Below are 25,643 nucleotides of genomic sequence, written 5' to 3'. Positions count from 1 at the left end.
TTATTGATTGATGAAAATCGGTGTAATCGGTGGCGGCCAACTGGGTCGCATGCTGGCTTTGGCGGGAACCCCGTTGGGGATGAACTTCGCTTTCCTGGACCCGGCGCCGGACGCTTGCGCGGCGGCCCTCGGTGAACACCTGCGCGCTGACTACAGCGACCCGGACCATCTGCGCCAACTGGCCGATGAAGTCGACTTGGTGACTTTCGAATTCGAAAGCGTCCCGGCCGAAACCGTGGCCTTCCTGTCGCAGTTCGTACCGGTGTACCCGAGCGCTGAAGCCTTGCGCATCGCTCGCGACCGCTGGTTCGAAAAGAGCATGTTCAAGGACCTGGGCATTCCGACCCCGGCCTTCGCCGACATCCAGTCCCAGGCTGACCTGGACGCTGCCGTTGCCAGCATCGGCCTGCCGGCTGTGCTGAAAACCCGCACCTTGGGTTACGACGGCAAGGGCCAGAAAGTCCTGCGCACCGCCGCCGATGTGGTCGGTACCTTTGCCGAATTGGGCAGCGTCGCCTGCCTGCTGGAAGGCTTCGTGCCGTTCACCGGTGAAGTCTCGCTGATCGCCGTGCGTGCCCGTGATGGCGAAACCCGCTTCTACCCGTTGGTGCACAACACCCACGATAGCGGCATCCTCAAGCTGTCCGTGGCCAGCACCGACCACCCACTGCAAGCCCTGGCCGAAGACTATTCCAGCCGTGTGCTCAAGCAGCTGGATTACGTCGGCGTGATGGCGTTCGAGTTCTTTGAAGTCGACGGTGGCCTCAAGGCCAACGAAATCGCCCCGCGCGTGCACAACTCCGGGCACTGGACCACCGAAGGCGCCGAGTGCAGCCAGTTCGAAAACCACCTGCGGGCGGTGGCGGGCTTGCCGTTGGGCTCCACGGCCAAGGTCGGCGAGAGCGCCATGCTCAACTTCATCGGTGTTGTGCCGCCGGTTGAGCGTGTGATTGCGATCGATGACTGCCACCTGCACCACTACGGCAAGGCTTTCAAAGCCGGGCGCAAGGTCGGTCATGCCAACCTGCGCTGCAAGGACCGCGCGACGCTGCAAGCGCAAATCCTCAAGGTCGAAGCGCTGATCGCCGAGCAATAAGCCAAGGGTCGTCGGGAACCATTGGTCACCGTCGTCTCTCTGATTGCAGGATGCCAAAGCCTGACTAGGCTTTGGCATGGCTCACATTCAATCAGAGGGAAATGCCATGGGTATCATCGGAACCATCTTCATCGGCTTGATCGTCGGTCTGCTCGCGCGTTTCCTTAAGCCTGGCGACGACAGCATGGGCTGGATCATGACCATCCTGCTGGGTATCGCAGGTTCCTTGGTCGCCACTTACGGTGGCCAGGCTCTGGGCATCTACCAGGCGGGCCAGGGTGCAGGCTTCATCGGCGCGCTGATCGGCGCCATCGTGCTGCTGGTGATCTACGGTCTGCTGCGAAAAAAATAATTTAGCCACAAAGCCCTCTGCGCTGCGCAGGCGCAGAGGGCTAGAATGCTCGCCACCTGTATTTGTCGAGCCTTTCCATGCGCCGTCTTCTGTTGACTCTCCTCTTGCTGGGCTCTGGCCTGGCGCACGCTGGCGAACTGCCGGAAACCGACTGGCTCGACCTGATGCCGCTGTCGGACCAGAAAGCTCTCGAAGCCATGCCCGAGATCGACCACAACTCGCCCGAAGCCCAAGGCACGTTCACCGACACCGGTGGCTTGAAACAAAGCAAGGGCTTGCCGGCGGTGATGTATTCGACCAAAACCGTGGCCGCCATGAACGGCAAGAACATCCGTATCGGCGGCTACCCGGTGCCGCTGGAAACCGATGCCAAGGGCCGCAGCACGCTGTTCTTCCTCGTGCCGTACCCGGGTGCCTGCATCCACGTGCCGCCACCGCCGCCTAACCAGTTGGTGCTGGTGCGTTATCCCAAGGGGCTGAAGCTGGATGATATCTACACGCCGCTGTGGGTCACCGGCACCTTGAAGGTGGAGAAGGTCAATAACGACCTCGCCGATGCGGCGTATGCGTTGGATGCGGGGAAGGTGCGGGTGGTGAAGGAATCGGATCTCTAAGCCCACAACACCCCTCTATGTGGGGGCAGGCTTGTGTGGGCGCTGGCTTGCCTGCGATAGCATCGCCTCGGTCTCACTGATGCACCGAGGTGCCTGCATCGCGGGCAAGTCGAAGCGCCGAACCGCCGGCTGCCACACAAGCCAGCTCTCACATTTTTGATTGGGTTTACAGGGCGATACCGGCGATGCTCACGCCAAGCGTATGGCTTTCACCCGGCGCCAAGCTCACCACATCATCCAGCACATTCGCCGTCTCGATGCACAGCATGCCCTGCCAGCCATCATCGGCCATGTCGTCAAAAGCCTTGGCACGTTCGGTCCAGGGGTTCCAGACCACCGTCGAGTTCGAACCCTGGCTGGTCAGCTGGATGCGGCGCTGCCAGTCTTTATCGACAATGCTCAACTGCGCCGGGGTATCCAGGTAAATACGGTCGGTCTCGGCACTGAAGTGCAGCAGGCCGGATTGCTGTTTGTGGCTCCAGCCATCGGCGGTGTCGATATACGCCCGCCCGTCGAGGCCTTCGACCTGCACGTTGCGCACATCGCTCACGGCGAAATAGGTGTGCAGCGCCTGGCTGAGGGTCACGGTGTCGGTGCCACGGTTGTGGCTGGTCAGGCGGATATGCAGTTGCTCGTCCAGCAGCAGGCTCAGCTTCAGGTCGACCTGATGCGGCCAGGCAGGGAAGCCGCCCGCAGGCACCGGCAGTACCAGGTCGACGCGCAATGCATCGCCTTCAAACGCGGTCCCGGCCAGTTCCCACAGTGCCGTGCGCACAAAACCGTGGGCACCGGCAGGCTGATCGCTCTGGCGCATCGCCTTGACGCTCTGCGGGTTGCGGTCGAACACGCCAAACCACGGCCAGCACACCGGCACGCCGGTACGAATGCCTTTGCCCTGTTTGAACACGGCCTCAGGGTTAGGCCAGATCAGCGGCTGCTCGCCCTGGCGCTGGTAACTGAAGATGTGCGCGCCTTGTTGGGCCACCATCACTTCGGCGCCGTTGTGGCGGATGCGCCAGCAGTCCAGCGCGTCGATTTTCACGGTTTCAACGTGGGGCGTAGGCATAGCAGTGCTCTCAAATGGCAGGCAATGGGGCAATTGACCGTCAAAACCCGGCGATGTTTAACGTGCGCGCGATGGCACCGAGCGCGTACGGCCGCTGCCGTCGATGGCGACGAACACAAAAACCGCCTCGGTGACCTTGCGCCATTCGCTGGACAACGGGTCGTCGCTCCACACTTCGACCATCATCTGGATCGAGCTGCGGCCGATTTCCAAGGCCTGGGTATAGAAGGACAGTTGCGCGCCGACGGCTACCGGCACCAGGAACGCCATGCGATCTATCGCCACGGTGGCAACACGCCCACCGGCAACCTTACTGGCCATGGCCGTGCCGGCCAGGTCCATCTGTGAGACCAGCCAACCGCCGAAGATATCGCCAAAACCGTTGGTTTCACGCGGCAGCGCGGTGATTTGCAGGGCGAGATCGCCTTGCGGAATTGGATCTTCTTGTTCGAGTTCGATCATGCGAGGGTGCCTCTGACCCGTGACGCGTCATGGGTAGTTCAAGTGGATAGCCGTCTTCTGGAAAAACGTTTCAGCACCAACATACACCGCTCGATGCGTTTCTCGTAAGGCGTACTAAAGGGAAACTCTGCCAAATCGGCTGGATGGCACCAACGACGTTTTGGCACAGCAGCCCCTCAAGACTGCGGGTCTTGCGCTTGCAGGGGCCGAGTATATCGAGACGCCGGCGCCGCGACGACCTCCCGATACTCATTTGGTCGGCAAATCGCGGCTGTTATGCGGCTTTTTCGCGCAACTGTGTTTCTGATTGCGGTGAAAGCGCAGGAATGGGGAATATTTCGCCCTTCTGAACTGTTATTCGGTAGGCGCTGTGCTTTTTCAAGCGATTTGCTATCTTGCCAAACCTGCCGCAAGTCCCGGGCTTGCCGTTCTGATTACTATAAGAGAAGCCTTGCCATGTCCTCCGTGCCCGCAAGCAGCGCGCAACCGTCGCGCCCGCTGACCCGCAACGACTACAAAACTCTGTCGCTGTCTGCTTTGGGCGGGGCGCTGGAGTTTTACGACTTCATCATCTTCGTGTTTTTCGCCACCGTGGTCGGAAAACTGTTCTTCCCCGCCGACATGCCTGAATGGCTGCGCATGATGCAGACCTTCGGCATCTTCGCAGCCGGCTACCTGGCACGCCCGCTGGGCGGCATCATCATGGCGCACTTCGGCGACCTGCTGGGCCGCAAGAAAATGTTCACCCTGAGCATCTTCATGATGGCCGTGCCGACCCTGATCATGGGCCTGCTGCCGACCTACGCGCAGATCGGCCTGTGGGCGCCGATCCTGCTGCTGTTGATGCGCGTCATTCAGGGCGCGGCGATTGGCGGTGAAGTACCGGGCGCCTGGGTGTTCGTCTCCGAACACGTGCCGCCGCGCCACATCGGCTACGCCTGCGGCACCCTGACCAGCGGCCTGACCGCGGGCATCCTGCTGGGCTCGCTGGTGGCCACCGCCATCAACACGCTTTACAGCCCGGAGCAGGTGTCGGATTACGCCTGGCGTATCCCGTTCCTGCTGGGTGGTGTGTTCGGCCTGCTCTCTGTGTACCTGCGCCGCTGGCTGCATGAAACGCCGATTTTCGCCGAGATGCAGCAACGCAAGACCCTGGCTGCCGAACTGCCGTTGCGTGCGGTATTGCGCGATCACCGTGGCGCCATCGTGCTGTCGATGCTGCTGACCTGGTTGCTGTCGGCCGGTGTTGTCGTGGTCATCCTGATGACGCCAACCGTGCTGCAAACCGTCTACCACTTCAGCCCCACCGTTGCGTTGCAAGCCAACAGCATGGCCATCGTCACCCTGAGCCTGGGCTGCATCGCCTCCGGCGCCCTGGCCGACCGCTTTGGCGCGGGCCGTGTGCTGGTCAGCGGTTGCCTGTTGTTATTGGCGACGTCATGGACGCTGTACCACAGCCTTCTTGACCACCCGACCTGGCTCTTCCCGCTGTACACCCTGACCGGCCTGTTTGTTGGTGTGATCGGCGTGGTGCCTTACGTGATGGTGAAAGCCTTCCCGCCGGTGGTGCGTTTCAGCGGGTTGTCGTTTTCCTACAACGTCGCCTACGCCGTGTTTGGTGGTTTGACGCCGCTGGCAGTGTCGCTGCTGATGAAGGAAAGCCCGATGGGCCCTGCTTACTATGTCGCCGTGCTGTGCGTGATGGGGATGTTGGTGGGTGGGTACCTGTGGAAGCGCGGACGCTAACCCGCAGCTTGAAGACCATTCCTACACAGAGGTGTAGGAATGGTCATAGATTACAGCGTATTTCTGAAACACCGCTTCAAACGCTCCAACCTCCTCGCAAGCCCCAGCTCTATTGATCTTTATCCTTCCTGCCAGGTTTTTCACGAATACTGGCCTTTCATCTAATTGTCACATTCCGGACATAGAGTGTTCACACGGCCTACCGATACTTGGCCCCGATCCAACTATCCCTATCTGCTAGGAGCAAGGCATGAAACTGAAACGTTTGATGGCGGCAATGACTTTTGTCGCTGCTGGCGTTGCGACCGCTAACGCGGTAGCCGCTGGTGTTGACCCGGCAATGCCGGCTTACACCAAGACCACCGGTGTCTCGGGCAACCTGTCCAGCGTTGGTTCCGACACTCTGGCTAACCTGATGACCCTGTGGGCTGAGTCCTATAAAAAGGAATACCCGAACGTCAACATCCAGATTCAGGCTGCCGGCTCCGCCACTGCTCCACCTGCGCTGACTGAAGGCACCTCTAACCTGGGCCCGATGAGCCGCAAGATGAAGGACACCGAACTGGCTGCCTTCGAGCAGAAGTACGGCTACAAGCCAACCGCTATCCCGGTAGCTGTGGATGCCCTGGCCGTGTTCGTGCACAAGGACAACCCGATCCAGCACCTGACCATGGAACAAGTCGACGCGATCTTCTCCTCGACTCGCCTGTGCGGTGCTAAAGCCGACGTGAAAACCTGGGGCGACCTGGGTGTGACCGGCGACCTGGCCAACAAGCCAGTTCAGCTGTTCGGTCGTAACTCGGTATCCGGCACCTACGGCTACTTCAAAGAAGAAGCCCTGTGCAAAGGCGACTACAAGCCAAACGTGAACGAACAACCAGGCTCGGCTTCGGTTGTGCAGTCGATCAGCTCCTCGCTGAACGGCATCGGTTACTCGGGCATTGGCTACAAAACCGCTAGCGTGAAGACAGTAGCCCTGGCCAAGAAAGGCAGCACTGACTTCATCGAAGACACCGAAGAAAACGCCCTGAACGGCAAATACCCGCTGTCGCGCTTCCTCTACGTGTACGTCAACAAAGCCCCGAACAAGCCTCTGGCCCCGCTGGAAGCTGAGTTCGTGAAGCTGGTTCTGTCCAAACAGGGCCAGGAAGTTGTAGTCAAAGACGGCTACATCCCACTGCCAGCCAAAGTGGCCGCCAAGGCCCTGGCTGACCTGGGTCTGAAAGAAGGTAACTAAGCCTGTAATACCTGGTGTAGACGCATGCTTTTCGGTGGGAGCGGGCTTGCCCGCGATGCTGGCGACGCGGTTTAGAGTTGAAACCGTATTGACGCCATCGCGGGCATACCCACCCCCAGACTACCCGTCTACACCCCTAATTTTTTAGTCCGCTGCCAGCTCTGCTACGCGGCGGATTTCTTGCGTCACTGCATTGTCATCTTTCTGTCATACAGGATCGCTAGGGTGTGCGCATGAATGATCTGGCCAATTCCACCATGACGACGACTTCTCCCCCCAAGCGCATTGACTTCAATACGCCTGAGTTGCAACGCAAGCGCCGCATTCGCGCGCTCAAAGATCGCCTGACCCGTTGGTACGTGTTGATCGGCGGCCTCGCCGTCCTCGGTGCCATCACCCTGATTTTCTTCTTCCTTGCCTACGTCGTCGCGCCCTTGTTCCAAGGTGCCTCGCTGACCAAGGAAGACGCGCTGACGCCTGCCTGGATTCAGGACGCCGGCAAGCCGTTGATGATCTCCCTCGAAGAACAGAACCAGGTCGCCATGCGGGTTTCCGACAAGGGCCAGGCGCTGTTCTTTAATGTGGAGACCGGCGCCGAACTCAAGCGTGTCGACTTGCCGCTGCCGGCAGGCGCCAGTGTTGCGTCCATCGGTGAAGACCAACCGGGCAGCCCGCTGGTGATCCTCGGTCTCTCCAACGGCCAGTCCCTGGTGTTCCGCCACACCTATAAGGTGTCTTACCCGGACGGCAAAAAAACCATTACGCCGGCAATTGAATACCCTTACGGCGAAGCGCCGATCGTGCTGGATGATGCCGGCCGCCCGCTGGAACACGTCGCCCTCAACGCCACTGACTCCTCGCTGGTGGTGGCAGGCTCCGCCGGTTCGCACCTGAACGTGCTGGCCCTGAGCCGCGAAGAAAACATGATGACTGGCGAAGTCACCAGCGAGCAGAAGCGCATCGAGCTGCCGCAAATGACTGAGCCGGTGAAGGCGATCTTCATCGACCCACGCCAGCAGTGGCTGTATGTGATCAACGGTCGCGCCCTCGCCGATGTATTCAGCCTGCGCGACAAGAGCCTCAACGGTCGCTACAAACTGCTCGAAGACGGCAATGCCGAAATCACCGCCAGCACTCAACTGGTGGGCGGTATCTCGCTGATCGTCGGTAACTCCAAGGGCGGCCTGGCCCAATGGTTCATGGCCCGCGACCCGGATGGCGAGCAGCACCTGAAACAGATCCGCACCTTCCAGATGGGCACCACGCCGATCGTGGAAATCACCGCAGAAGAACGTCGTAAAGGCTTCACCGCCCTCGACGCGTCCGGCAAGTTCGGCGTGTTCCACAGCACCGCCCACCGCACGCTGTTGGTGGACCCGGTGGTCGACGGCCAAGGTGTGTTCGGCCTGTCGCCACGCGCCAACCGCGTGATCGTCGAAGCCGGCGGCAAGCTGCAACCGCTGCTGCTGGACAACCCGCACCCGGAAGTGTCCTGGAGCGCGTTGTGGAGCAAGGTCTGGTACGAAAACTACGACGAGCCTAAGTACGTCTGGCAATCGACCGCCGCCAACACCGACTTCGAACCCAAGATGAGCCTGGCACCGCTGACCTTCGGTACATTGAAGGCCGCGTTCTACGCCATGCTGCTGGCCGCACCCCTGGCCGTTGCCGCCGCGATCTACACCGCGTACTTCATGGCCCCGAGCCTGCGCCGCAAGGTCAAGCCGGTGATCGAACTGATGGAAGCGATGCCGACGGTGATCCTCGGCTTCTTCGCCGGCCTGTTCCTGGCGCCGTATGTCGAAGGGCATCTGCCGGGGATTTTCAGCCTGCTGATGCTGTTGCCGATTGGCATCCTGGTGGCCGGTTTTGTCTTCAGCCGCTTACCTGAGTCGATCCGCCTGCGCGTTCCCGATGGCTGGGAAAGCGCAATCCTGATCCCGGTGATCCTGTTTGTGGGCTGGCTCTCGCTGTACATGAGCCCATACCTGGAAACCTGGTTCTTCGGCGGCGACATGCGCATGTGGATCTCCCACGACCTGGGCATCACCTACGACCAGCGCAACGCCCTGGTAGTCGGCCTGGCCATGGGCTTTGCGGTGATCCCGAACATCTACTCCATCGCCGAAGACGCCGTGTTCAGCGTGCCGCGCGGCCTGACTCTGGGCTCGTTGGCCCTGGGCGCCACGCCATGGCAGACCATGACCCGCGTTGTCATCCTGACCGCCAGCCCGGGGATTTTCTCGGCGCTGATGATCGGCATGGGCCGCGCAGTGGGTGAAACCATGATCGTGCTGATGGCCACCGGTAACACCCCGGTGATGGAGATGAACCTGTTCGAGGGCCTGCGCACATTGGCGGCCAACGTCGCGGTGGAAATGCCCGAGTCGGAAGTCGGTGGTAGCCATTACCGCGTGCTGTTCCTCTCGGCGCTGGTGCTGCTGTTGTTCACCTTCATCATGAACACCCTCGCCGAGCTGATTCGTCAGCGTCTGCGCAAGAAATACTCGTCGCTTTAAGAAAGGTAGAAGTCTGTGAAACAGAACTCCCTGAATGGATGGTTCAAGAGCGGCGCCCCAGGCGTCTGGATCAGCGGTGGCGCGGTGTCCATCACGGTCATCATGACCATTGGTTTGCTGGCCGTGATTGCGGTGCGTGGCTTGGGCCACTTCTGGCCGGCTGACCTGATCCAGGCCAACTACAACGTGCCGGGCCAGGAAAACCATATCGTCATCGGCGAAGTGGTGCAGAAGGAAGAAGTACCGCGCGAGCGCCTGAAAAGCGCTGGCCTGCCGGTGCCCGACCAAGGCCCGGAATTCATGACCCGCGAGCTGATCAAGGTCGGTAACCGCGACCTGAACGGCAATGACTTCACCTGGATTGTTGGCGAATGGCTCAAGGACCAGACCAAGCCTGCGAACCTGATGGCGATCGAGCGACGTGAGTGGGGCAACTTCTACGGCACCCTGGTCAACGTCAAGCAGGACGGCAAGGTCATCGCCGAAGGCGAGGCCGCGTGGCCAGAGCTGCAAGCCCGTGTCGACCGTGTGAACAAGTTGGCTGCTGAGCTCAAGAGCTTGGAAAAAACCGACATCGGCGCGATCAACGCCGGGCTGGAACGCATCCGCCTGCACGGCCGCAAGCTGGAGCTGGAAGGCAAGCTCGATGCCACCGCTCAAGCGGATATGGACAGCGGCCGCGCCGAATTGAACGCCCGTTACCAGGACATCGAAGCGCGCCTGGCCGACTTGCACGCCCAGTTCAACCGTGACGCCCTGACGGCTCGCGATGGCAATGGCAAAGAAGTCGAAATTGGCATCGGCAAAGTGGTGCACGCCTACCAGCCGAACGCCATGGGCACGATGACCAAGATCGGCTTCTACTTCAGCAAGGTCTGGGAATTCCTCAGCGACGACCCACGTGAAGCCAACACCGAAGGCGGGATCTTCCCGGCGATTTTCGGCACCGTGATGATGACCCTGATCATGGCGATGATCGTGACCCCGTTCGGCGTGCTGGCGGCCGTGTACCTGCGTGAGTACGCCAAGCAGAACACCCTGACCCGGATTATCCGCATCGCGGTGAACAACCTGGCGGGCGTACCGGCCATTGTTTACGGCGTGTTCGGCTTGGGCTTCTTCGTGTATGTACTGGGTGGCTCGGTTGACCGCCTGTTCTTCGCCGAAGCCCTGCCGGCACCGACCTTCGGTACGCCGGGCCTGCTGTGGGCCTCGCTGACCCTGGCGCTGCTGGCGGTGCCGGTGGTGATTGTGGCGACCGAAGAAGGGTTGGCGCGAATTCCTCGCACCGTGCGTGAAGGCTCGCTGGCGCTCGGCGCGACCAAGGCGGAAACGCTGTGGAAGATCGTGCTGCCGATGGCCAGCCCGGCGATGATGACCGGCATGATCCTCGCCGTGGCCCGCGCCGCCGGTGAAGTGGCGCCGCTGATGCTGGTAGGTGTAGTGAAACTGGCGCCGTCGCTGCCGTTGGATGGCAACTACCCGTACCTGCACCTGGACCAGAAGATCATGCACTTGGGCTTCCATATTTATGACGTCGGCTTCCAGAGCCCCAACGTCGAAGCCGCACGACCGCTGGTGTACGCCACAGCCTTGCTGTTGGTGCTGGTGATTGCCACGCTCAACTTGTCGGCGGTGTGGATCCGTAACCACCTGCGCGAAAAATACAAAGCGCTGGACAGCTAAAGCTATTAGCCACAAGCGGCAAGCTACAAGCCGCTTTTGCTCAAATCTTGCAGCTTGCAGCTAGAAGCTGGCAGCTACGAACGGAGTGAGACCATGCAACACGAAACCCACACCCACGGCATCAACATGTCGGCCCTGGGTCGCGACAAGCAGAGCCTGAGCCTGGCCCAGGAAACCGTGGCCATCGAAGTGCCAGGCCTGAGCCTGTACTACGGTGAAAAGCAGGCGCTGTTCGACGTCAGCATGAACATCCCGAAACAGCGCGTGACCGCCTTCATTGGTCCGTCCGGCTGCGGTAAGTCGACGCTGCTGCGTACCTTCAACCGCATGAACGACCTGGTCGACGGTTGCCGCGTAGAAGGCGCGATCAACCTCTACGGCACCAACATCTATCGCAAAGGCGAAGACGTTGCCGAGCTGCGTCGTCGCGTGGGCATGGTGTTCCAGAAGCCCAACCCGTTCCCCAAGACCATCTACGAAAACGTGGTGTACGGCCTGCGCATCCAGGGCATCAACAAAAAACGCATCCTCGACGAAGCGGTTGAGTGGGCCTTGAAAGGCGCCGCACTGTGGGACGAGGTCAAAGACCGCCTGCATGAATCGGCACTCGGCCTGTCCGGCGGCCAGCAGCAGCGTCTGGTGATCGCCCGTACCATCGCCGTGGAGCCGGAAGTGCTGCTGCTCGACGAACCGTGCTCGGCACTCGACCCGATCTCGACGCTGAAAGTCGAAGAGCTGATCTACGAGCTCAAGTCCAAGTTCACCATTGTCATCGTGACCCACAACATGCAACAGGCGGCGCGGGTTTCCGACTACACCGCGTTCATGTACATGGGCAAACTGGTGGAGTTCGGCGACACCGATACCCTGTTCACCAATCCGGCGAAGAAGCAGACCGAAGACTACATCACCGGTCGTTATGGCTAGTTGGAGCAGCTGCGAGCCGCACGCTTCAAGCGGCAAGTAAAAGCAGTTCAATGCAACGACACATATCAACTTGCAGCTTGTAGCTTGCGGCATACAGCTTTTGTGGAGCAAAACCATGATTTCGAAGGAAGGCTTAACCCATCACATCTCCGCGCAGTTCAACGCCGAGCTTGAGGAAGTGCGCAGCCACCTCCTGGCGATGGGCGGGCTGGTGGAGAAGCAAGTCAACGACGCCGTCACTGCGCTGATCGAGGCCGACTCGGGCCTGGCCCAGCAAGTGCGTGAGATCGACGACCAGATCAACCAGATGGAACGCAACATCGACGAAGAATGCCTGCGCATTCTGGCGCGTCGTCAGCCGGCGGCGTCCGACCTGCGTTTGATCATCAGCATCTCCAAGTCGGTGATCGACCTGGAGCGCATCGGTGACGAAGCCACCAAAATCGCGCGCCGCGCCATCCAACTGTGCGAAGAAGGCGAAGCGCCGCGTGGTTACGTGGAAGTGCGCCACATCGGCGACCAGGTGCGCAACATGGTGCGCGATGCACTCGACGCGTTTGCCCGGTTCGACGCCGAACTGGCGTTGTCGGTGGCTCAGTACGACAAGACCATCGACCGCGAATACAAGACCGCACTACGCGAGCTGGCCACCTACATGATGGAAGACCCGCGCTCTATCTCGCGGGTCTTGAACATTATCTGGGTACTGCGTTCACTGGAGCGTATCGGCGACCACGCGCGCAATATCTCGGAACTGGTGATCTACCTGGTGCGCGGCACCGACGTACGGCACATGGGCCTCAAGCGCATGAAGGCCGAAGTTGAAGGCACGGCTGATCAAATTCCTAATGTTCCGGGCAAATCTGACGATAAGTAAGTTGCCCGAGAAATTAACGCCCGGCCTTTGGTCGGGCGTTTTTGTTTGTGGCATCTGAATTTTTTGCGCAGTGGGCGCGATAAAGTCCCTCTGTGACCAGCGAGTTTTGGCAAAATGCCACCTGTCAGGCGTTCTGCGTGCCGAAGTTTTTATAGGATGAAGGGTCGATGAGTAAAGTCAGTGTGTTGGTGGTGGATGACGCCTCGTTTATCCGCGACCTGGTGAAGAAGTGCCTGCGCAACTACTTCCCGGGGATCAAGATTGAAGACGCGGTGAACGGCAAAAAGGCGCAAACCATCCTGATGCGCGAGACCTTCGATCTGGTGCTGTGCGACTGGGAAATGCCCGAGATGTCCGGCCTTGAACTGCTGACCTGGTGCCGTGAGCAGCCTCATCTCAAAGCCATGCCGTTCGTGATGGTGACCAGCCGTGGCGACAAGGAAAACGTGGTCCAGGCGATTCAGGCCGGGGTTTCCGGCTACGTCAGCAAGCCGTTCACCAACGAACAGTTGCTGAACAAGGTCAAACAGGCGCTGCACAAGATCGGCCGCCTCGACGCGCTGATCGCCAGTGCGCCGACCAAGATGAACTCGGCCTTCGGCAATGACTCCCTCAGCGCCCTGACCGGCGGCAAGCCTGAAGCGGTCAAGCCGGCACCGGTAGCGGCGGCGCCAAGCAAAGGCCTGCTCAACAGCCCGTCCGTGCAAGCGGCTCCAACCGCCCCGCCGGCTGGCGGTCGTGGCCAGGGCCAGTTGCGCCTGCCCAGCGGCACCCAGCAATGCGTGATCAAGGCGCTGAGCATCAAGGAAGCGCTGCTGGTGGTGCGTCGCGGTGAAGTCCTGCCTCAGGTACTGGAAAGTGCAGTATTGGACCTTGAGCAAGGCGACAACGCCGAAGTCGCACGCCTCAACGGCTACCTGCACGCCATTGTCGCCTACGAGCCCAAGCCCGACAGCGACTGGCTGCAACTGACCTTCCGGTTCATCGACCAGGACGCACAGAAGCTCGATTACATCTCCCGCCTGATCGCCCGTGGCACGGCGCAGAAGCACTTTGTGCCGGGTGCGTGATCACCTCAATTGCGGGAATCGACCGACCGTCTGATTCCCGTTAGCTGGATTGATTTATATCTGTTTCGATAGAGCCTCTCGATAACGCATCAATGTTAACGAGTCTTTGCTATGCCTTGAAACAAAGCGCCACTTTTCAGTTGGACCTTTTGCAGCAGGGCGAACAGCCTTTTGATTGCAAGCCGATGAAAACCATTGGGAGGGGCGTCAGTGATATTCGGATCACTGAGGACTCAGGAGCGTTTCGAGTGTTCTATGTGGTCAATCGGCCGCAAGCGGTCTATGTGCTGCACGCGCTGCGCAAGACCACACAGAAAACCGAAGGGCGGGATATAGAACGGGCTCGTGCCAGATTGCAGGACATAGGTTAAGCCCATGACAGACTCAAAAATCTACACCGAACGTTTCAGCTGCGTCTGGGATACTCCTGAGCAAGCCGCCAATATGCGCCTGCGCTCAAAATTACGGGTGGAACTGTGCAACACCATCCGTCGCTGGGAGTTCTCTCAGGAGGATGCGGCGCAAAGGCTCGGTATTAGCCCGCCTGACGCTCACTTAGAGTTGTCATGATCCCTTGCAAGCCTGCGGTTCAGTCATCCCGGAAGGTTCAGGCCATGCTTTTGCGCTTAATGCTGTTTTGCGGGCTGGCCTCGGTCGCCACCTCGACCCTGGCCATGACCTTCTACAAATCCACCGATGCTCATGGGGTGGTGGTTTTCAGTGACCGGCAAACCCCGGGCGCCCAGGCGTTTGTGATCCAGGAACGCAGGGTCGATCGGGTGCGGCGGCCAGTGCTGGATGTGCCAAAATCGAGTTATCCCCAGCAAGCCTATCGCTATCCTTTGCCCTGGCGCGGAGGCCCGTTTCGCTTGACCCAAGGCCCCAACGGCAGCTTCAGCCACACCGACGCCAAGAGCCGCTTCGCCATGGACATCGCCATGCCCGAAGGCACGCCGATCATTGCGGCGCGTAGCGGGATGGTGGTGAAGATCGAGAATAGCCAGGCAGGACGCGGCGGTGACGCGTCAGGGAATTTCGTGCGGGTGCGCCACGATGACGGCAGTGAGGGCGTGTACCTGCATCTCAAGCGAGGTTCGGTGAGTGTCACGCCAGGGCAGCGTGTCGCGGTGGGCAGCTCGCTGGCGTTGTCGGGCAATACCGGCAACAGCAGCGGGCCGCATCTGCATTTTGTGGTGCAGCGCAGTACCGAGGCCGGGCTGGTATCGATCCCTTACGAGTTCAACCAGCCGGTTGGCACATTGCCCAACTTTGCGTTGGGCAATTGAGGGTCAATCCAGCAACAGCACTTTGGCCAACACGATCTTCGGGCCTTTCATCTTCTTGATGATGATCCGTAAGCCTTCAACTTCCAGCACTTCTTCCTCTTCAGGCACCCGCTTCAGGGTGTCGTAGATCAGCCCGGCCAGGGTTTCGGCTTCGATGTGGTCCAGGTCGACGCCCAGCAGGCGTTCCACTTTGAACAGCGGCGTGTCGCCACGCACCAGCAGTTTGCCCGGCTGGTAGGCGAGGATGCCGCGCTCAGCCTTGCGGTGTTCGTCCTGGATATCGCCGACCAACACTTCCAGCACGTCTTCCATGGTCAGGTAGCCGATGATCTTGCCGTCAGCTTCCTCCACCAGGGCAAAGTGCGCGCCGCCTTTGCGGAACTGCTCCAGCAGCTGCGACAACGGCATATGCCGCGATACGCGTTCCAGCGGGCGGGTCAGCTCGGCCAGGTTGAACGACTCGGGGATGTGGTCCAGCGCCGCCAGTTCCAGCAGCAAATCCTTGATGTGCAGCAGGCCGACAAACTCGTTACGCACGGCGTCATACACCGGGTAACGGCTGAATTTGTGGCGGCGGAACAGCGCCAGGATTTCTTTGAGCGGGGCGTTGAAGTCCAGGGTGACCAGGTCTTCGCGGGAGTTGGCCCAGTCCACCACTTCCAGCTCGCCCATTTCCACGGCGGAGGCGAGTACACGCATGCCTTGGTCGCTCGGGTCCTGGCCACGGCTGGAGTGCAGGATCAGCTTGAGTTCTTCGCGGCTGTAATGGTGCTCATGGTGCGGGCCAGGTTCGCCTTGGCCGGCGATACGCAAGATGGCGTTGGCACTGGCGTTGAGCAGGTAGATCGCCGGGTACATCGCCCAGTAGAACAGGTACAGCGGCACTGCGGTCCACAGCGACAGCAGCTCAGGTTTGCGGATGGCCCAGGATTTAGGCGCCAACTCACCGACCACGATGTGCAGGTAGGAAATCACGAAGAAGGCGGCAAAAAACGACACGCCCTTGATCACTTCCGGCGACTCGACGCCTACGGCGCCCAGCATCGGCTCGAGGATGTGCGCAAAAGCCGGCTCACCGACCCAACCCAGGCCCAGGGAGGCGAGGGTGATACCCAGCTGGCAGGCTGACAGGTAAGCGTCGAGCTGGCTGTGCACGGTGCGCAGGATCTGCCCGCGCCAGCCGTTCTTGTGGGCGATGGCTTCGACCCGGGTGGCGCGCAGTTTGACCATAGCGAATTCCGCCGCAACGAAGAAACCGTTGAGCAGTACCAGGATCAGTGCAAAAAGAATCATGCCGAAGTCGGCGAAGAGTGTAGCGAGGGTGATGCCAGGGGAAGGGTCCATGATGGGGTTTTGCAGGTTCCGTGTGTTCAATAAGGGTGACAGACAGGCCTGAAAGGCAGGCGCAAGTCGGCCAATGTAGCGGCTGATGGGGCGCTTGCCTAGTGCCCGCTGCCGGGCGGGACCTGCAATGCATTCCTGGAAACGATACAAATCCAATGTGGGAGCAGGCTTGCCTGCGATAGCGGACTGTCAGTCGGCGTATTTTCAGCTGACCCACCGCCATCGCAGGCAAGCCAGCTCCCACACTTAGTCCAGTGTCGTTCTCAGGCTATTCATCTGTGCCGATCACCCGCGAACGCGTCACCTGCGCGGGTGGGAAGTGGCAGGTAAACGTGCTGCCCTGCCCCAGCACGCTGCTGATTTCCAGGCGCGCACGGTGGCGCAGCAGCACGTGTTTGACGATGGCCAGGCCGAGCCCGGTGCCGCCGGTGTTGGAGTTGCGGCTGGAATCGACGCGGTAGAAGCGCTCGGTCAGGCGCGGCAGGTGCTTGGCGTCGATACCGATGCCGGAGTCCTGCACGCTCAGGTGTGCGCCGTGCTGGTCAGCCCACCAACGGATGCGGATATTGCCCTTGTCCTGGGTGTACTTCACGGCGTTGAACACCAGGTTAGAAAACGCGCTGCGCAACTCGCCCTCGCTGCCTTTGAGCAGCACCAGCGGGTCGGCTTCCAGGGTGATCTGCTGCCCGCGCTCGCCGGAAAGCGCCTGGGCGTCGTTCTTGATGGTCTGCAACAGGCTTTGCACCGCTACCGGATGGTTGTCTGACGGGTAATCGGTGGCCTCAAGCTTGGCCAGCAACAGCAGGTCGTTGAGCAGGGTCTGCATGCGCGAGCCTTGCTGCTGCATCTGCTGCAGGGCACGGCTCCAGCGCGGGTTGATCTCCTCGACGTTGTCCAGCAGCGTCTCCAGATAGCCGCAGATTACCGTCAACGGCGTGCGCAGCTCGTGGGAGACGTTGGCGACGAAGTCTTTGCGCATCTGTTCCAACTGGTGGATGCGCGTCACGTCGCGCACCAGCATCAGGTGCTCATTGTTGCCGTAGCGGGTCAAGTACAGCTGGATGCGCACGCGGTCGTTGGTGGGCGAGGGGATTTCCAGGGCTTCTTCGTAGTTCTCCTGTTCGAAGTACTCCTTGAAGCGCGGGTGGCGCACCAGGTTGGTCACCGGCTGGCCGCTGTCCTGGGGCGTCTTGAGGCCCAGCAGAGTCTCGGCCGCGCGGTTCCACCATTCCAGGTTGCCGTCGCTGTCGAGCATGATCACCGCGTCTTTGAGCGCGGCGGTGGATTCCTGCACCCGGTCGATCACCGCCTGCAGGCGCCCACGCACGCGTTGGTCGCGGCGTTGCAGGTGGTAGATGCTGTCGAACACCTCGCCCCACAGGCCGTAGCCGTCGGGAGGTGCTTCTTCGGGTTTGTGCTGGCGCAGCCATTCATGCAGACGCAGCAGCTGTTTGAGGGTCCAGCCCAGGTACAGGCCGATACCCACAGCCAGGCTCCAGCCGTAATAGCCGCTGACCAGGCCTACCACCAGGCAGCCAGTGATCAACAGCAGCATGTGGCGGATCAGGGTGCCATGCCAGTTCTGGTTCACTTAAACGTGCGTCCTTGTCAGCTGTTAAGGAAAGGGAGGGCTGGCTCAGCCTTTGGTGGAAAAGCGGTAGCCGGTGCCGCGCACGGTTTGTACCAGATTCTCGTAGGCATCGCCCAAGGCTTTGCGCAGGCGGCGGATATGCACATCCACGGTGCGCTCTTCCACATATACGTTGCCGCCCCACACTTGGTCCAACAGTTGGCCACGGGTGTAGGCGCGTTCCTGGTGAGTCATAAAAAACTGCAGCAGGCGGTATTCGGTCGGGCCCATCTCGGCCGGTTTGCCGTCGATGGTCACACGGTGGCTGATCGGGTCCAGAATCAGGCCGTCGACTTCGATCGGCGCTTCGCCATCAGTCGGTCCGGCACGGCGCAGTACGGCTTTGAGGCGCGCGACCAGTTCCCGTGGGGAAAAAGGCTTGGTGATGTAGTCATCAGCGCCGACTTCCAGGCCCTGGATCTTGTTGTCCTCTTCGCCCTTGGCGGTGAGCATGATGATCGGGATGTCCCCAGTCAGCTCGTCACGCTTGAGGCGCCGGGCCAGCTCGATGCCAGAGGTGCCGGGCAGCATCCAGTCCAGCAGGATCAGGTCCGGCTTGCGGTCGACGATAATGGCATGGGCCTGCTGGGAGTTCTCCGCCTCCAGGCAGTCGTAGCCGGCCATTTCCAACGCAACGGCGATCATCTCGCGGATGGGCGCTTCGTCGTCAACAATCAGAATGCTCCTGCCAACCATGCTCAAAATCCTCTTGTCATTTAACTGTCTTGCGCCGCATTAGATAACGGAATTATTGCAGTCGTGTGACAGTAATTTAGTCGCTTGGGCAATTATTGGCACTCTGGACTACCCTTTGGGTCCGAATCCTGACAACCACAAAAGGAAGGTTCCGATGACTCAAAGTACTTTCTCCTGGAAAGCCCTGCTGGTAACGGCCGCGTTGACGCTGCCGACACTGGTATTTGCGGCTGAGCCAGGGATGACCAAAGACGGGATGTTGGTGGACCACAATGGCATGACGCTCTACACCTTTGCCAAGGACGCCGATGGCAAATCTATGTGCAACGACAAGTGCGCCACCAACTGGCCGCCGCTGATGGCTGAATCCACCGACACTCCCATGGGCAAGTGGACCGTGATTACCCGTGACGATGAAAAGAGCCAGTGGGCCTACAGCGGCAAGCCGCTCTACACCTTCGTTATGGACAAGAAGGCCGGTGACATGACCGGCGACGGCAAAATGGACGGAGCCTGGAAGGTCGCCAAGCCCTGATCGCTTAGCGGCTAGCGAGCTTATCGTTGCAAGCGGGCAAGCCCTAATGCCGTTCAGTTAAGCGCAGACCCCCTGTGGGAGCGGGCTTGCTCGCGAAAGCGCTGGGTCAGTCAACATCAATGTTTGCTGGGCCGACGTCTTCGCGAGCAAGCCCGCTCGCCACAGGATCAACGAAACCCATAATCCGCCACAATCCCTACAAAAATTGCCAACCCGGCCCAGTGGTTGTGCAAAAACGCCTTGAAGCATTTCATGCGGTCCTTGTCCCGGGTGTACCAGAACTCCCAGGCAAAACAGCCTGCCGCCGCCAGCAACCCGAGGTGGAACCAGCCGCCGAGCTCGAACCGCATGCCTGCCAGCAACAGGCAGACCAGCGATAAACCTTGCAGGGTAAGAATGATCACGCGGTCGGCATCGCCGAACAGGATCGCCGTGGACTTCACGCCGATCTTCAGGTCATCGTCGCGGTCCGTCATCGCGTAATAAGTGTCATAGCCCACCGTCCACAACAAATTGGCGATGTACAGCAGCCATGCCGTGGCAGGCAGGTGGCCGGTCTCGGCGGTGAACGCCATCGGCATGCCCCACGAAAACGCCGCGCCCAGCACCACTTGTGGGTAATAGGTGTAGCGCTTCATGAACGGGTAGCTCGCCGCCAGCGCCAGGCCGCCCAACGACAGCAGGATGGTCGTGGCGTTGGTCAGCAGCACCAGCAGGAAGCTGATGCCCATCAGCACCGCAAAAAACACCAGCGCTTCTTTGGAACTGATCTTGCCGCTGACCAGCGGGCGTTGCTCGGTGCGCTTCACATGGCCGTCGACCTTGCGGTCAGCCCAGTCATTGATCACACAGCCGCCGGCGCGGGTCAGCACCACGCCCAGGACGAAAATCACGATGTTGATAAGAGAAGGCGAGCCTTTACCGGCGATCCACAGCGCCCACAGTGTTGGCCACAGCAGCAGGTAGATGCCGATGGGCTTGTCCATGCGGGTCAACTGAATGAAATCCCAGGCCCTGGGGTTCAGGTGGTTCAGGGACTTGAGCAGACGTTGATACATCAGCAGTTCTCCGGATGGTCATGCAGTGCATGCCAAAAGCTCGGCAGGAAGATTTCCGCCACCAGCACGCTCAGCGGCCCGCGATCAAAGCGCGAGCGGCGCCCCCACAGGCCGTCGGCCTGGTCCGCGGGCGGCAGCCATTGCCTTGGGTAGTGGCACACCTCGATGGCCTGGCGGGTGAAGGCGTGGTCGCAGAACAGCAACTCGCCCAGCGAACGGCTGCCCAGCTCGTCCATGTGCAAGCCGTCGCCCTGCAAGGCACTGCGTGCCGCCACGCTGCGGGCGAACACCCACGGCTGGCCGTGCCCGCGCAAATACACCTCGCGCACCCATCCGATGCTAGCAGGGGCCAAGCCCAGCGCTGCGCATTCATCCTCGCGCAACGGCTGCCAGCCTTCGAACAACGGCGTCACGCTGAAACCGTCGTTGGACAGCCACGTGAGCCGGCGTGTCAGCGAGCCTTCGTCGAACAGCCAATTGAGTGCCAAGGGCGCGGGCAATGGGCTCAGAAGGCTCTGGGTCAGCCATTGGCAAGCATCGGGCGGGGCGATTGAGTGCGGCACGGTGAGTCAGTATTGGCAGCAAAAGAGGCGGCGAGCTTACCATGGCGTCCTGAGCTTTTGCCGTGCTGAACCGGCCGTTTGCGCCGAACATGCTTGCATCTGCCGGCCCCGATCAGTACAAAACGCCCTGAGCCGCACGGCAACGTTGGTCTATCGACCGTCGGCCAAGATGCCTGGACCCTGAGGAAGTAAGTAATGAAGAAGTGGCAATGTGTAGTGTGCGGCCTGATCTACGACGAAAAAGACGGCTGGCCGGATGACGGTATCGCTCCGGGCACCCTGTGGCAGGACGTCCCGGAAGACTGGCTGTGCCCGGACTGCGGCGTGGGCAAAATGGATTTCGAAATGATCGAAATCGGTTAATCATCGATTTAAGAAACGTACTACAAGGAGAAAGGAATGAACGCACCTGTCGTGATCATCGGCACAGGGTTGGCCGGTTACAACGTGGCCCGGGAGTTTCGCAAGCTCGACAGCGAGACCCCGTTGCTGCTGATCACCGCGGATGACGGGCGCTCCTACTCCAAGCCCATGCTCTCCACCGGCTTTGGCAAGAACAAGGAAGCCGATGGCTTGAGCATGGCTGAACCGGGCGCCATGGCCGAGCAACTCAAGGCCGAGGTGCGCACCCACACGCGCATCAGCGGCATCGACCCGGGCCACAAACGCCTGTGGATCGGCGAGGAAGCCGTGGCCTACCGCGACCTGATCCTGGCCTGGGGCGCAGAAACCGTGCGTGTCCCGGTCGAAGGCGACGCGGCTGAGCTGATTTTCCCGATCAACGACCTCGAAGACTACGCGCGCTTTCGTGCCGCCGCCGCCGGCAAACGCCGCGTGCTGCTGCTCGGCGCCGGTCTTATCGGCTGTGAATTCGCCAACGACCTGATCCTCGGTGGCTATGAAATCGACTTGGTGGCCCCGTGCGAGCAAGTCATGCCGACCCTGCTGCACCCGGCAGCGGCCGCAGCCGTGCAAGCCGGGCTGGAAGGCCTCGGCGCGCGTTTCCACCTGGGCCCGGTGCTCAACCGCCTGCAGCGCACGGCTGATGGCCTGGAAGCGCACCTGTCGGACGGTGAAGTGATCCACTGCGACCTGGTCGTCTCGGCCATCGGCCTGCGCCCGCGCGTGGACCTCGCCGCCGCCGCCGGCCTGCAGATCAACCGTGGGATCATGGTGGACCGTCACCTCAAGACCTCCCACGCCAACATCTACGCCCTCGGCGACTGCGCCGAGGTCGATGGCCTGAACCTGCTGTACGTGATGCCGCTGATGAGCTGCGCCCGCGCCCTGGCCCAAACCCTGGCAGGCAACGCCACGGCGGTGAGCTACGGACCGATGCCGATCACTGTGAAAACCCCGATCTGCCCACTGGTGGTTTCCCCGCCGCCACGCGGTACCGAAGGCGTGTGGAGCGTCGAAGGGCAGGGCGCCGACATCAAGGCCTTGTGCCGCGACGCCAGCGGCCGCCTGCTCGGCTACGCGCTGACCGGCAGCGCCGTGATGGAAAAACTGGCTTTGAACAAAGAACTTCCGCCGTTACTGGCGTAAATACCGGTCGTTCTGTCGGAATCAGCACGTTCTTACCCGTAGAAAGGTCGCCTCGAGACTGGCGGAGCGTGCGAGGGCATGCCATCCTCACTCCCGTCTGCCGCAGAGTAGAGCCTGCGGCGCCTTGGGCGCTGCTCCATAAGAGAGCAGCACGGACATAACAACAAAAAACCGTCAAAGAGGCTTCACTTATGCGTAAACCAGAACTCGCAGCCGCCATCGCTGAAAAAGCAGACCTCACCAAAGAACAGGCCAACCGCGTCCTCAACGCCGTTCTCGAAGAAATCACCGGCGCCCTGCACCGCAAGGACAGCGTCACCCTGGTGGGCTTCGGCACCTTCCTGCAACGCCACCGCGGCGCCCGCACCGGCAAAAACCCGCAGACCGGTGAGCCGGTGAAGATCAAGGCGAGCAACACCGTTGCGTTTAAGCCGGGCAAGTCGCTTAAAGACAGCGTCAACCCGTAAGAGCGGTACCGTCTGAAGGGAGGCGGGATGGGGAAAAAATGGGCACGCCGACTGGGTCGGGTGCCCATTTTTTGTGGGGGCTGATTGGCGCTTTTAACCAGTGCCTTTCACGCTTGGTTTTTATAGGGGGTGAATGATCGCTCAGCGTTATAGAAACCTAGCCCTTTGTCGCCTTTGAATTTTCTTTCGATCATAGCGTCAGCCAGCTCTTGAGAAATCAATAGGTCTCCCGAATCACATTCGCGTGCGATTGCGCGCATTCCTGTCGGGCTGTCTTGGAACCAGGTTTTTGTGAAATAAAGTATTGATCCGTCGTCTGCGCGCTCCGCAACCGACTTGCTGTGATCAACCGCGCTTATCGCTTGCACTGCGTTCATCACGTAATACGCTTCGTTAACATCTTCACCTCCGGCAATGATGCTTGCGGGTGTCAAAAGCTCAATATCTTGATTTGCATGCTGTATGAGGAAGTCCGCTAATCGACTACTCAAAAGTGGAACACCACCCAATAGCCATAAGCAGTCGTAAGTAAGTAATTTCTTTTTGTTGCATGGGAAAAAAATCCTGGGTTTGTCCATGTCTGGCGGATAGGGCTTGCCCGCCCGAAGCGACAAATATTTGAAATTTGAGCCTGCGGTTTCATAAGAGCCGCTTTCGGCGTCGTATGAGCCAATTAATTTTTCGCTGTAATAGGTAGGGGCTTTCCAGCTCAAGATCATTTCTGGATCTCCTAATCGTAGTAAGCGCCCGGTCGAGCATTTTTATTCAATTGCCTTTCGCCGGAGCGGAGTAATCTGCGTTCATCAGACACGATTTTATCCAAGGCTTTGCGGTACTGAGCTTGGTTCCATTTGTTCCGATCACCGACTGTTTGCACTTGTGTCATTTTTTCGGCCAGACTGTCGTTGACTCTACCTGCATGGCGTCCTTGGTGGATGGATCGACGCCCATCAGTCAACGCCGTGGTCTTATTGGGCAGGAATATTTTGTTCTGCCGGCTTTGTAAATCGAACCCTGCCAATTTGAGCAGAGGATGATTTTTTGTACTGGCATGTTTGTCGCTCAGTATGTGGTGGTCCTGATATCCCTGTTTTTTCAGGCGACCAATACGTCGATTTATAGATGACGTACAACTCCAACCCAATGGGTCAATCCAACCGTATGGGTTTGCTGCATAAAGATAAAGATTGATCCCACCTGCCAACCCAATCGGATCCGGCGTCGTAAACCGCCCGACATCCGGATCATAAAACCTGAACGTATTGAAATGCAGCCCCGTCTCCCGGTCCAGGTACTGCCCCTGAAACCGTAGGTTCTGCTCCTCAATGTAATAAGGCTCGCGCACTTCCTCCAGCGTGTTGCCCCACACCCGATAAGTCGCCTGCCAAACGCTGTGCCCGTCGGTTTCGGTCAGCTGCTCCGGCAAGCCGTTCAGGTCGTTGTGGTAGTAACGAATTTTTTGCAGCGGCCCGGCACCGTCGACGCGGGCCAGGGGTTGGTAGCCTTCATCTTCATAGACGTAAAGGCTGGTCTGACTGTGTTTATGCTCCTGCAATAACCGCAGTCCATCCCACATGAACCGGGTTTCGCCCAATGGATAACCATCACTGCCATGCTCGGCTTTTTCAATCCGCCGTCCCAGCGGGTCGTAGACCATCCTGACCACGCTGCCGTTTTCATTGCGCACTTCAACCAACCGGTTTTCCGCGTCATACGCAAACCGCTGCACACCGCGCTTGGCGCTTCGCTTCTCGATCATCCGTCCAAACGCATCGTAGCGATAACGCTTGTCCTGATACGTCAGCAGCTTGTTATGCACCACCAACCCGGCGCCTGCCTGGGGGCTGTCCAGCAGGTTGGCGGCGGCGTCGTAGGCGAAGGTTTCGCGCTGGCCGTGCAGGCTGTCTTGGCTTGCGATGATGCGGCCGGTGGAGTCGTAGTGCAGCAACTGGCGATGTTGCGCAGCGGGTTGCTGGTCGAGTTTGCCGATCAGGTTGTCGGCGGGGTCATATTCGCTGCGGGTGCTGAGGTGGCGCTGGGTGCGCAGGCGAAACCCAGGGTACGTGAAGGTGACGGCCATGAACTGATCGACCGCATCGCGTTCCCTCCGGTGGATGATGGACGCGGGTGGCGTCTCGGATAAGGGCCGGATTTACTTAGCTGGTTAATTCAAATCAATCTGTCTCACTCATCCTCAAGTGAATTGAACGAGGAAGTAACCACCCATATCTCCTTCCTTCATCTTTTTCGCTCGATTATCGGCAAAAATATAGCCGATACCTCCACCGAATATTCCTTCGTGGCTAGGGCTTATTTTTGCGATGTCAGCGTCGATTAGCTGAGCTAAAAAATAGTAACGAGGGCTTTCATACAAAGGGTCTTGCAACCACGCCGGGCGCCCTAAAACCTTGCTAATACCCGCGCCACACTCCAAGTCCTCCAATTCTTCTTCCATTTGTTCGGGAGTCAGCGGCTGCTGGGCAATGTACGTCCGCGGAATCGGGTCAACCAACGTGGTGGGTGTGAGTTCAAAGGTTGCCAGCGTGTGAAGCAGAACGCAGCTATGGCCAAGTTTAAGCTTCTCCATCTCGCTTTGTTGATGGACGGTCAGCTGACGTACCGAAGACCGTGTGTAGGTTTCGTCATTTCGCTCAACGCAAACGAACACTGTCAGCGCCATTCCGGCGGGAATAAATGAGACGCCCAGGAACGCTGGGGTCATCATCATCACCGGTAGCATCAGTTGACCGGTTTTCGGGTCCTTAGGCCACAGAGCAAGGTCTGTCAGCCAAGCTCCTCCGCCAATTTGCCCAAGGTTATGGTCTTGCTCTGAGAGAATGATTTGATTGATGCCCATAGCCCTT

25 protein-coding genes and 2 pseudogenes are annotated in these 25,643 nt (G+C 59.8%); 17 read left to right on the top strand and 10 right to left on the bottom strand.

The annotated features are described in order from the left end of the window. Positions 1–10: 10 nt before the first annotated feature. The 3 genes from KZH41_RS00465 to KZH41_RS00455 all read left to right on the top strand — a co-directional run bounded on the left by KZH41_RS00465 (position 11) and on the right by KZH41_RS00455 (position 2,062). On the top strand, positions 11–1,096 hold the full coding sequence (locus KZH41_RS00465) for a 5-(carboxyamino)imidazole ribonucleotide synthase (RefSeq protein WP_083356067.1): 1,086 nt from the start codon (positions 11–13) through the stop codon (positions 1,094–1,096). 106 nt (positions 1,097–1,202) lie between these two features. Then, on the top strand, positions 1,203–1,448 hold the full coding sequence (locus tag KZH41_RS00460) for a GlsB/YeaQ/YmgE family stress response membrane protein (RefSeq protein WP_010168336.1): 246 nt from the start codon (positions 1,203–1,205) through the stop codon (positions 1,446–1,448). A gap of 77 nt (positions 1,449–1,525) precedes the next feature. After that, positions 1,526–2,062: a DUF3299 domain-containing protein gene (locus KZH41_RS00455; protein ID WP_094948995.1), complete on the top strand. Its 537-nt coding sequence runs from the start codon at positions 1,526–1,528 to the stop codon at positions 2,060–2,062. Positions 2,063–2,228: 166 nt separating this feature from the next. Here KZH41_RS00455 and KZH41_RS00450 read toward each other — a convergent pair whose 3' ends face one another. Continuing rightward, complete coding sequence (locus tag KZH41_RS00450) at positions 2,229–3,128, bottom strand: D-hexose-6-phosphate mutarotase (RefSeq protein WP_094948994.1); 900 nt, start codon at positions 3,126–3,128, stop codon at positions 2,229–2,231. 57 nt (positions 3,129–3,185) lie between these two features. Further along, entirely contained in the window at positions 3,186–3,590 is a 405-nt protein-coding gene (locus tag KZH41_RS00445; protein WP_010566936.1) for an acyl-CoA thioesterase, read from the bottom strand. A 456-nt stretch (positions 3,591–4,046) separates the two neighbouring features. On the opposite strand from KZH41_RS00445, the gene KZH41_RS00440 reads away from it, so the two are divergent. The 10 genes and pseudogenes from KZH41_RS00440 (at position 4,047) to KZH41_RS00395 (ending at position 14,938) form a co-directional block, all read left to right on the top strand. After that, the gene (locus KZH41_RS00440) at positions 4,047–5,336 is read left to right on the top strand and encodes an MFS transporter (RefSeq protein ID WP_242153523.1); all 1,290 of its coding nucleotides are present in this window, start codon (positions 4,047–4,049) and stop codon (positions 5,334–5,336) included. A 250-nt stretch (positions 5,337–5,586) separates the two neighbouring features. Then, positions 5,587–6,573: a phosphate ABC transporter substrate-binding protein PstS gene (locus KZH41_RS00435; RefSeq protein WP_094948992.1), complete on the top strand. Its 987-nt coding sequence runs from the start codon at positions 5,587–5,589 to the stop codon at positions 6,571–6,573. Positions 6,574–7,058: 485 nt separating this feature from the next. Further along, a complete protein-coding gene (locus tag KZH41_RS00430) occupies positions 7,059–9,092 on the top strand; it encodes an ABC transporter permease subunit (RefSeq protein WP_176462889.1) in 2,034 nt (677 codons plus the stop codon). A gap of 15 nt (positions 9,093–9,107) precedes the next feature. Next, on the top strand, positions 9,108–10,778 hold the full coding sequence (gene pstA, locus KZH41_RS00425; protein ID WP_263274197.1) for a phosphate ABC transporter permease PstA: 1,671 nt from the start codon (positions 9,108–9,110) through the stop codon (positions 10,776–10,778). Between the two features lie 93 nt (positions 10,779–10,871). Beyond that, positions 10,872–11,705: a phosphate ABC transporter ATP-binding protein PstB gene (pstB, locus tag KZH41_RS00420; RefSeq protein WP_056860879.1), complete on the top strand. Its 834-nt coding sequence runs from the start codon at positions 10,872–10,874 to the stop codon at positions 11,703–11,705. Between the two features lie 115 nt (positions 11,706–11,820). Continuing rightward, positions 11,821–12,582: a phosphate signaling complex protein PhoU gene (gene phoU, locus KZH41_RS00415; RefSeq protein ID WP_094948989.1), complete on the top strand. Its 762-nt coding sequence runs from the start codon at positions 11,821–11,823 to the stop codon at positions 12,580–12,582. Between the two features lie 167 nt (positions 12,583–12,749). Further along, a complete protein-coding gene (locus KZH41_RS00410; RefSeq protein WP_094948988.1) occupies positions 12,750–13,652 on the top strand; it encodes a response regulator in 903 nt (300 codons plus the stop codon). Positions 13,653–13,771: 119 nt separating this feature from the next. Further along, positions 13,772–14,023, top strand: a pseudogene (locus KZH41_RS00405) (type II toxin-antitoxin system RelE/ParE family toxin); the annotation flags it as partial. A gap of 4 nt (positions 14,024–14,027) precedes the next feature. After that, positions 14,028–14,222, top strand: coding sequence for an XRE family transcriptional regulator (locus KZH41_RS00400; RefSeq protein WP_318654894.1), 195 nt, complete (start codon positions 14,028–14,030; stop codon positions 14,220–14,222). A 44-nt stretch (positions 14,223–14,266) separates the two neighbouring features. Further along, positions 14,267–14,938: a peptidoglycan DD-metalloendopeptidase family protein gene (locus KZH41_RS00395; protein WP_094948985.1), complete on the top strand. Its 672-nt coding sequence runs from the start codon at positions 14,267–14,269 to the stop codon at positions 14,936–14,938. A gap of 3 nt (positions 14,939–14,941) precedes the next feature. Here the strand turns inward: KZH41_RS00395 and KZH41_RS00390 are convergent, their stop codons facing one another. The 3 genes from KZH41_RS00390 to phoB all read right to left on the bottom strand — a co-directional run bounded on the left by KZH41_RS00390 (position 14,942) and on the right by phoB (position 18,608). Further along, entirely contained in the window at positions 14,942–16,282 is a 1,341-nt protein-coding gene (locus KZH41_RS00390) for a hemolysin family protein (RefSeq protein WP_083356076.1), read from the bottom strand. Positions 16,283–16,550: 268 nt separating this feature from the next. Continuing rightward, entirely contained in the window at positions 16,551–17,837 is a 1,287-nt protein-coding gene (gene phoR / locus KZH41_RS00385; RefSeq protein ID WP_242156154.1) for a phosphate regulon sensor histidine kinase PhoR, read from the bottom strand. Between the two features lie 81 nt (positions 17,838–17,918). Then, the gene (gene phoB / locus KZH41_RS00380; RefSeq protein WP_003195617.1) at positions 17,919–18,608 is read right to left on the bottom strand and encodes a phosphate regulon transcriptional regulator PhoB; all 690 of its coding nucleotides are present in this window, start codon (positions 18,606–18,608) and stop codon (positions 17,919–17,921) included. Between the two features lie 154 nt (positions 18,609–18,762). Between phoB and KZH41_RS00375 the strand changes: the two genes are divergently transcribed. Then, positions 18,763–19,143, top strand: a complete 381-nt coding sequence (locus tag KZH41_RS00375; RefSeq protein WP_094948983.1) for a hypothetical protein — start codon at positions 18,763–18,765, stop codon at positions 19,141–19,143. Between the two features lie 167 nt (positions 19,144–19,310). Here KZH41_RS00375 and ubiA read toward each other — a convergent pair whose 3' ends face one another. Further along, complete coding sequence (gene ubiA / locus KZH41_RS00370; RefSeq protein WP_094948982.1) at positions 19,311–20,201, bottom strand: 4-hydroxybenzoate octaprenyltransferase; 891 nt, start codon at positions 20,199–20,201, stop codon at positions 19,311–19,313. Further along, complete coding sequence (locus KZH41_RS00365) at positions 20,201–20,764, bottom strand: chorismate--pyruvate lyase family protein (protein WP_094948981.1); 564 nt, start codon at positions 20,762–20,764, stop codon at positions 20,201–20,203. Before KZH41_RS00365 ends, ubiA begins: the two co-directional genes overlap by 1 nt. 195 nt (positions 20,765–20,959) lie before the next feature. Between KZH41_RS00365 and KZH41_RS00360 the strand changes: the two genes are divergently transcribed. From KZH41_RS00360 to KZH41_RS00350, 3 genes are all read left to right on the top strand, one after another. Further along, a complete protein-coding gene (locus KZH41_RS00360; RefSeq protein WP_003213373.1) occupies positions 20,960–21,127 on the top strand; it encodes a rubredoxin in 168 nt (55 codons plus the stop codon). A 36-nt stretch (positions 21,128–21,163) separates the two neighbouring features. Continuing rightward, positions 21,164–22,312, top strand: coding sequence for an NAD(P)/FAD-dependent oxidoreductase (locus tag KZH41_RS00355; protein ID WP_058421114.1), 1,149 nt, complete (start codon positions 21,164–21,166; stop codon positions 22,310–22,312). A 191-nt stretch (positions 22,313–22,503) separates the two neighbouring features. Further along, on the top strand, positions 22,504–22,779 hold the full coding sequence (locus tag KZH41_RS00350) for an HU family DNA-binding protein (protein WP_003213368.1): 276 nt from the start codon (positions 22,504–22,506) through the stop codon (positions 22,777–22,779). 107 nt (positions 22,780–22,886) lie between these two features. On the opposite strand, the gene KZH41_RS00345 is transcribed toward KZH41_RS00350, so the two are convergent. The 3 genes and pseudogenes from KZH41_RS00345 to KZH41_RS00335 all read right to left on the bottom strand — a co-directional run bounded on the left by KZH41_RS00345 (position 22,887) and on the right by KZH41_RS00335 (position 25,636). Continuing rightward, positions 22,887–23,498 carry an imm11 family protein gene (locus KZH41_RS00345; protein WP_094948980.1) on the bottom strand — a complete coding sequence of 204 codons (612 nt, stop codon included), beginning with the start codon at positions 23,496–23,498 and terminating at the stop codon, positions 22,887–22,889. 11 nt (positions 23,499–23,509) lie between these two features. Further along, a pseudogene (locus tag KZH41_RS00340) lies at positions 23,510–24,793 on the bottom strand (RHS repeat-associated core domain-containing protein); the annotation flags it as partial. Between the two features lie 180 nt (positions 24,794–24,973). Beyond that, positions 24,974–25,636 (bottom strand): hypothetical protein, encoded by a 663-nt coding sequence (locus KZH41_RS00335; RefSeq protein ID WP_083356085.1) that lies wholly within the window; start codon positions 25,634–25,636, stop codon positions 24,974–24,976. Positions 25,637–25,643 lie beyond the last annotated feature (7 nt).

This window comes from Pseudomonas sp. YeP6b, assembly GCF_025642995.1.
GTDB lineage: Bacteria > Pseudomonadota > Gammaproteobacteria > Pseudomonadales > Pseudomonadaceae > Aquipseudomonas.
This window is presented reverse-complemented; position numbering and strand designations above follow the sequence as displayed.

Bases quoted from the DNA above. Each gene is read 5' to 3' on its own strand.
- KZH41_RS00465 (WP_083356067.1), top strand. From the start codon at position 11: ATGAAAATCGGTGTAATCGGTGGCGGCCAACTGGGTCGCATGCTGGCT.
- KZH41_RS00460 (WP_010168336.1), top strand. From the start codon at position 1,203: ATGGGTATCATCGGAACCATCTTCATCGGCTTGATCGTCGGTCTGCTC.
- KZH41_RS00455 (WP_094948995.1), top strand. From the start codon at position 1,526: ATGCGCCGTCTTCTGTTGACTCTCCTCTTGCTGGGCTCTGGCCTGGCG.
- KZH41_RS00450 (WP_094948994.1), bottom strand. From the start codon at position 3,128: ATGCCTACGCCCCACGTTGAAACCGTGAAAATCGACGCGCTGGACTGC.
- KZH41_RS00445 (WP_010566936.1), bottom strand. From the start codon at position 3,590: ATGATCGAACTCGAACAAGAAGATCCAATTCCGCAAGGCGATCTCGCC.
- KZH41_RS00440 (WP_242153523.1), top strand. From the start codon at position 4,047: ATGTCCTCCGTGCCCGCAAGCAGCGCGCAACCGTCGCGCCCGCTGACC.
- KZH41_RS00435 (WP_094948992.1), top strand. From the start codon at position 5,587: ATGAAACTGAAACGTTTGATGGCGGCAATGACTTTTGTCGCTGCTGGC.
- pstB (WP_056860879.1), top strand. From the start codon at position 10,872: ATGCAACACGAAACCCACACCCACGGCATCAACATGTCGGCCCTGGGT.
- phoU (WP_094948989.1), top strand. From the start codon at position 11,821: ATGATTTCGAAGGAAGGCTTAACCCATCACATCTCCGCGCAGTTCAAC.
- KZH41_RS00410 (WP_094948988.1), top strand. From the start codon at position 12,750: ATGAGTAAAGTCAGTGTGTTGGTGGTGGATGACGCCTCGTTTATCCGC.
- KZH41_RS00400 (WP_318654894.1), top strand. From the start codon at position 14,028: ATGACAGACTCAAAAATCTACACCGAACGTTTCAGCTGCGTCTGGGAT.
- KZH41_RS00395 (WP_094948985.1), top strand. From the start codon at position 14,267: ATGCTTTTGCGCTTAATGCTGTTTTGCGGGCTGGCCTCGGTCGCCACC.
- KZH41_RS00390 (WP_083356076.1), bottom strand. From the start codon at position 16,282: ATGGACCCTTCCCCTGGCATCACCCTCGCTACACTCTTCGCCGACTTC.
- phoR (WP_242156154.1), bottom strand. From the start codon at position 17,837: ATGCTGCTGTTGATCACTGGCTGCCTGGTGGTAGGCCTGGTCAGCGGC.
- phoB (WP_003195617.1), bottom strand. From the start codon at position 18,608: ATGGTTGGCAGGAGCATTCTGATTGTTGACGACGAAGCGCCCATCCGC.
- KZH41_RS00375 (WP_094948983.1), top strand. From the start codon at position 18,763: ATGACTCAAAGTACTTTCTCCTGGAAAGCCCTGCTGGTAACGGCCGCG.
- ubiA (WP_094948982.1), bottom strand. From the start codon at position 20,201: ATGTATCAACGTCTGCTCAAGTCCCTGAACCACCTGAACCCCAGGGCC.
- KZH41_RS00360 (WP_003213373.1), top strand. From the start codon at position 20,960: ATGAAGAAGTGGCAATGTGTAGTGTGCGGCCTGATCTACGACGAAAAA.
- KZH41_RS00355 (WP_058421114.1), top strand. From the start codon at position 21,164: ATGAACGCACCTGTCGTGATCATCGGCACAGGGTTGGCCGGTTACAAC.
- KZH41_RS00350 (WP_003213368.1), top strand. From the start codon at position 22,504: ATGCGTAAACCAGAACTCGCAGCCGCCATCGCTGAAAAAGCAGACCTC.
- KZH41_RS00345 (WP_094948980.1), bottom strand. From the start codon at position 23,498: ATGATCTTGAGCTGGAAAGCCCCTACCTATTACAGCGAAAAATTAATT.
- KZH41_RS00335 (WP_083356085.1), bottom strand. From the start codon at position 25,636: ATGGGCATCAATCAAATCATTCTCTCAGAGCAAGACCATAACCTTGGG.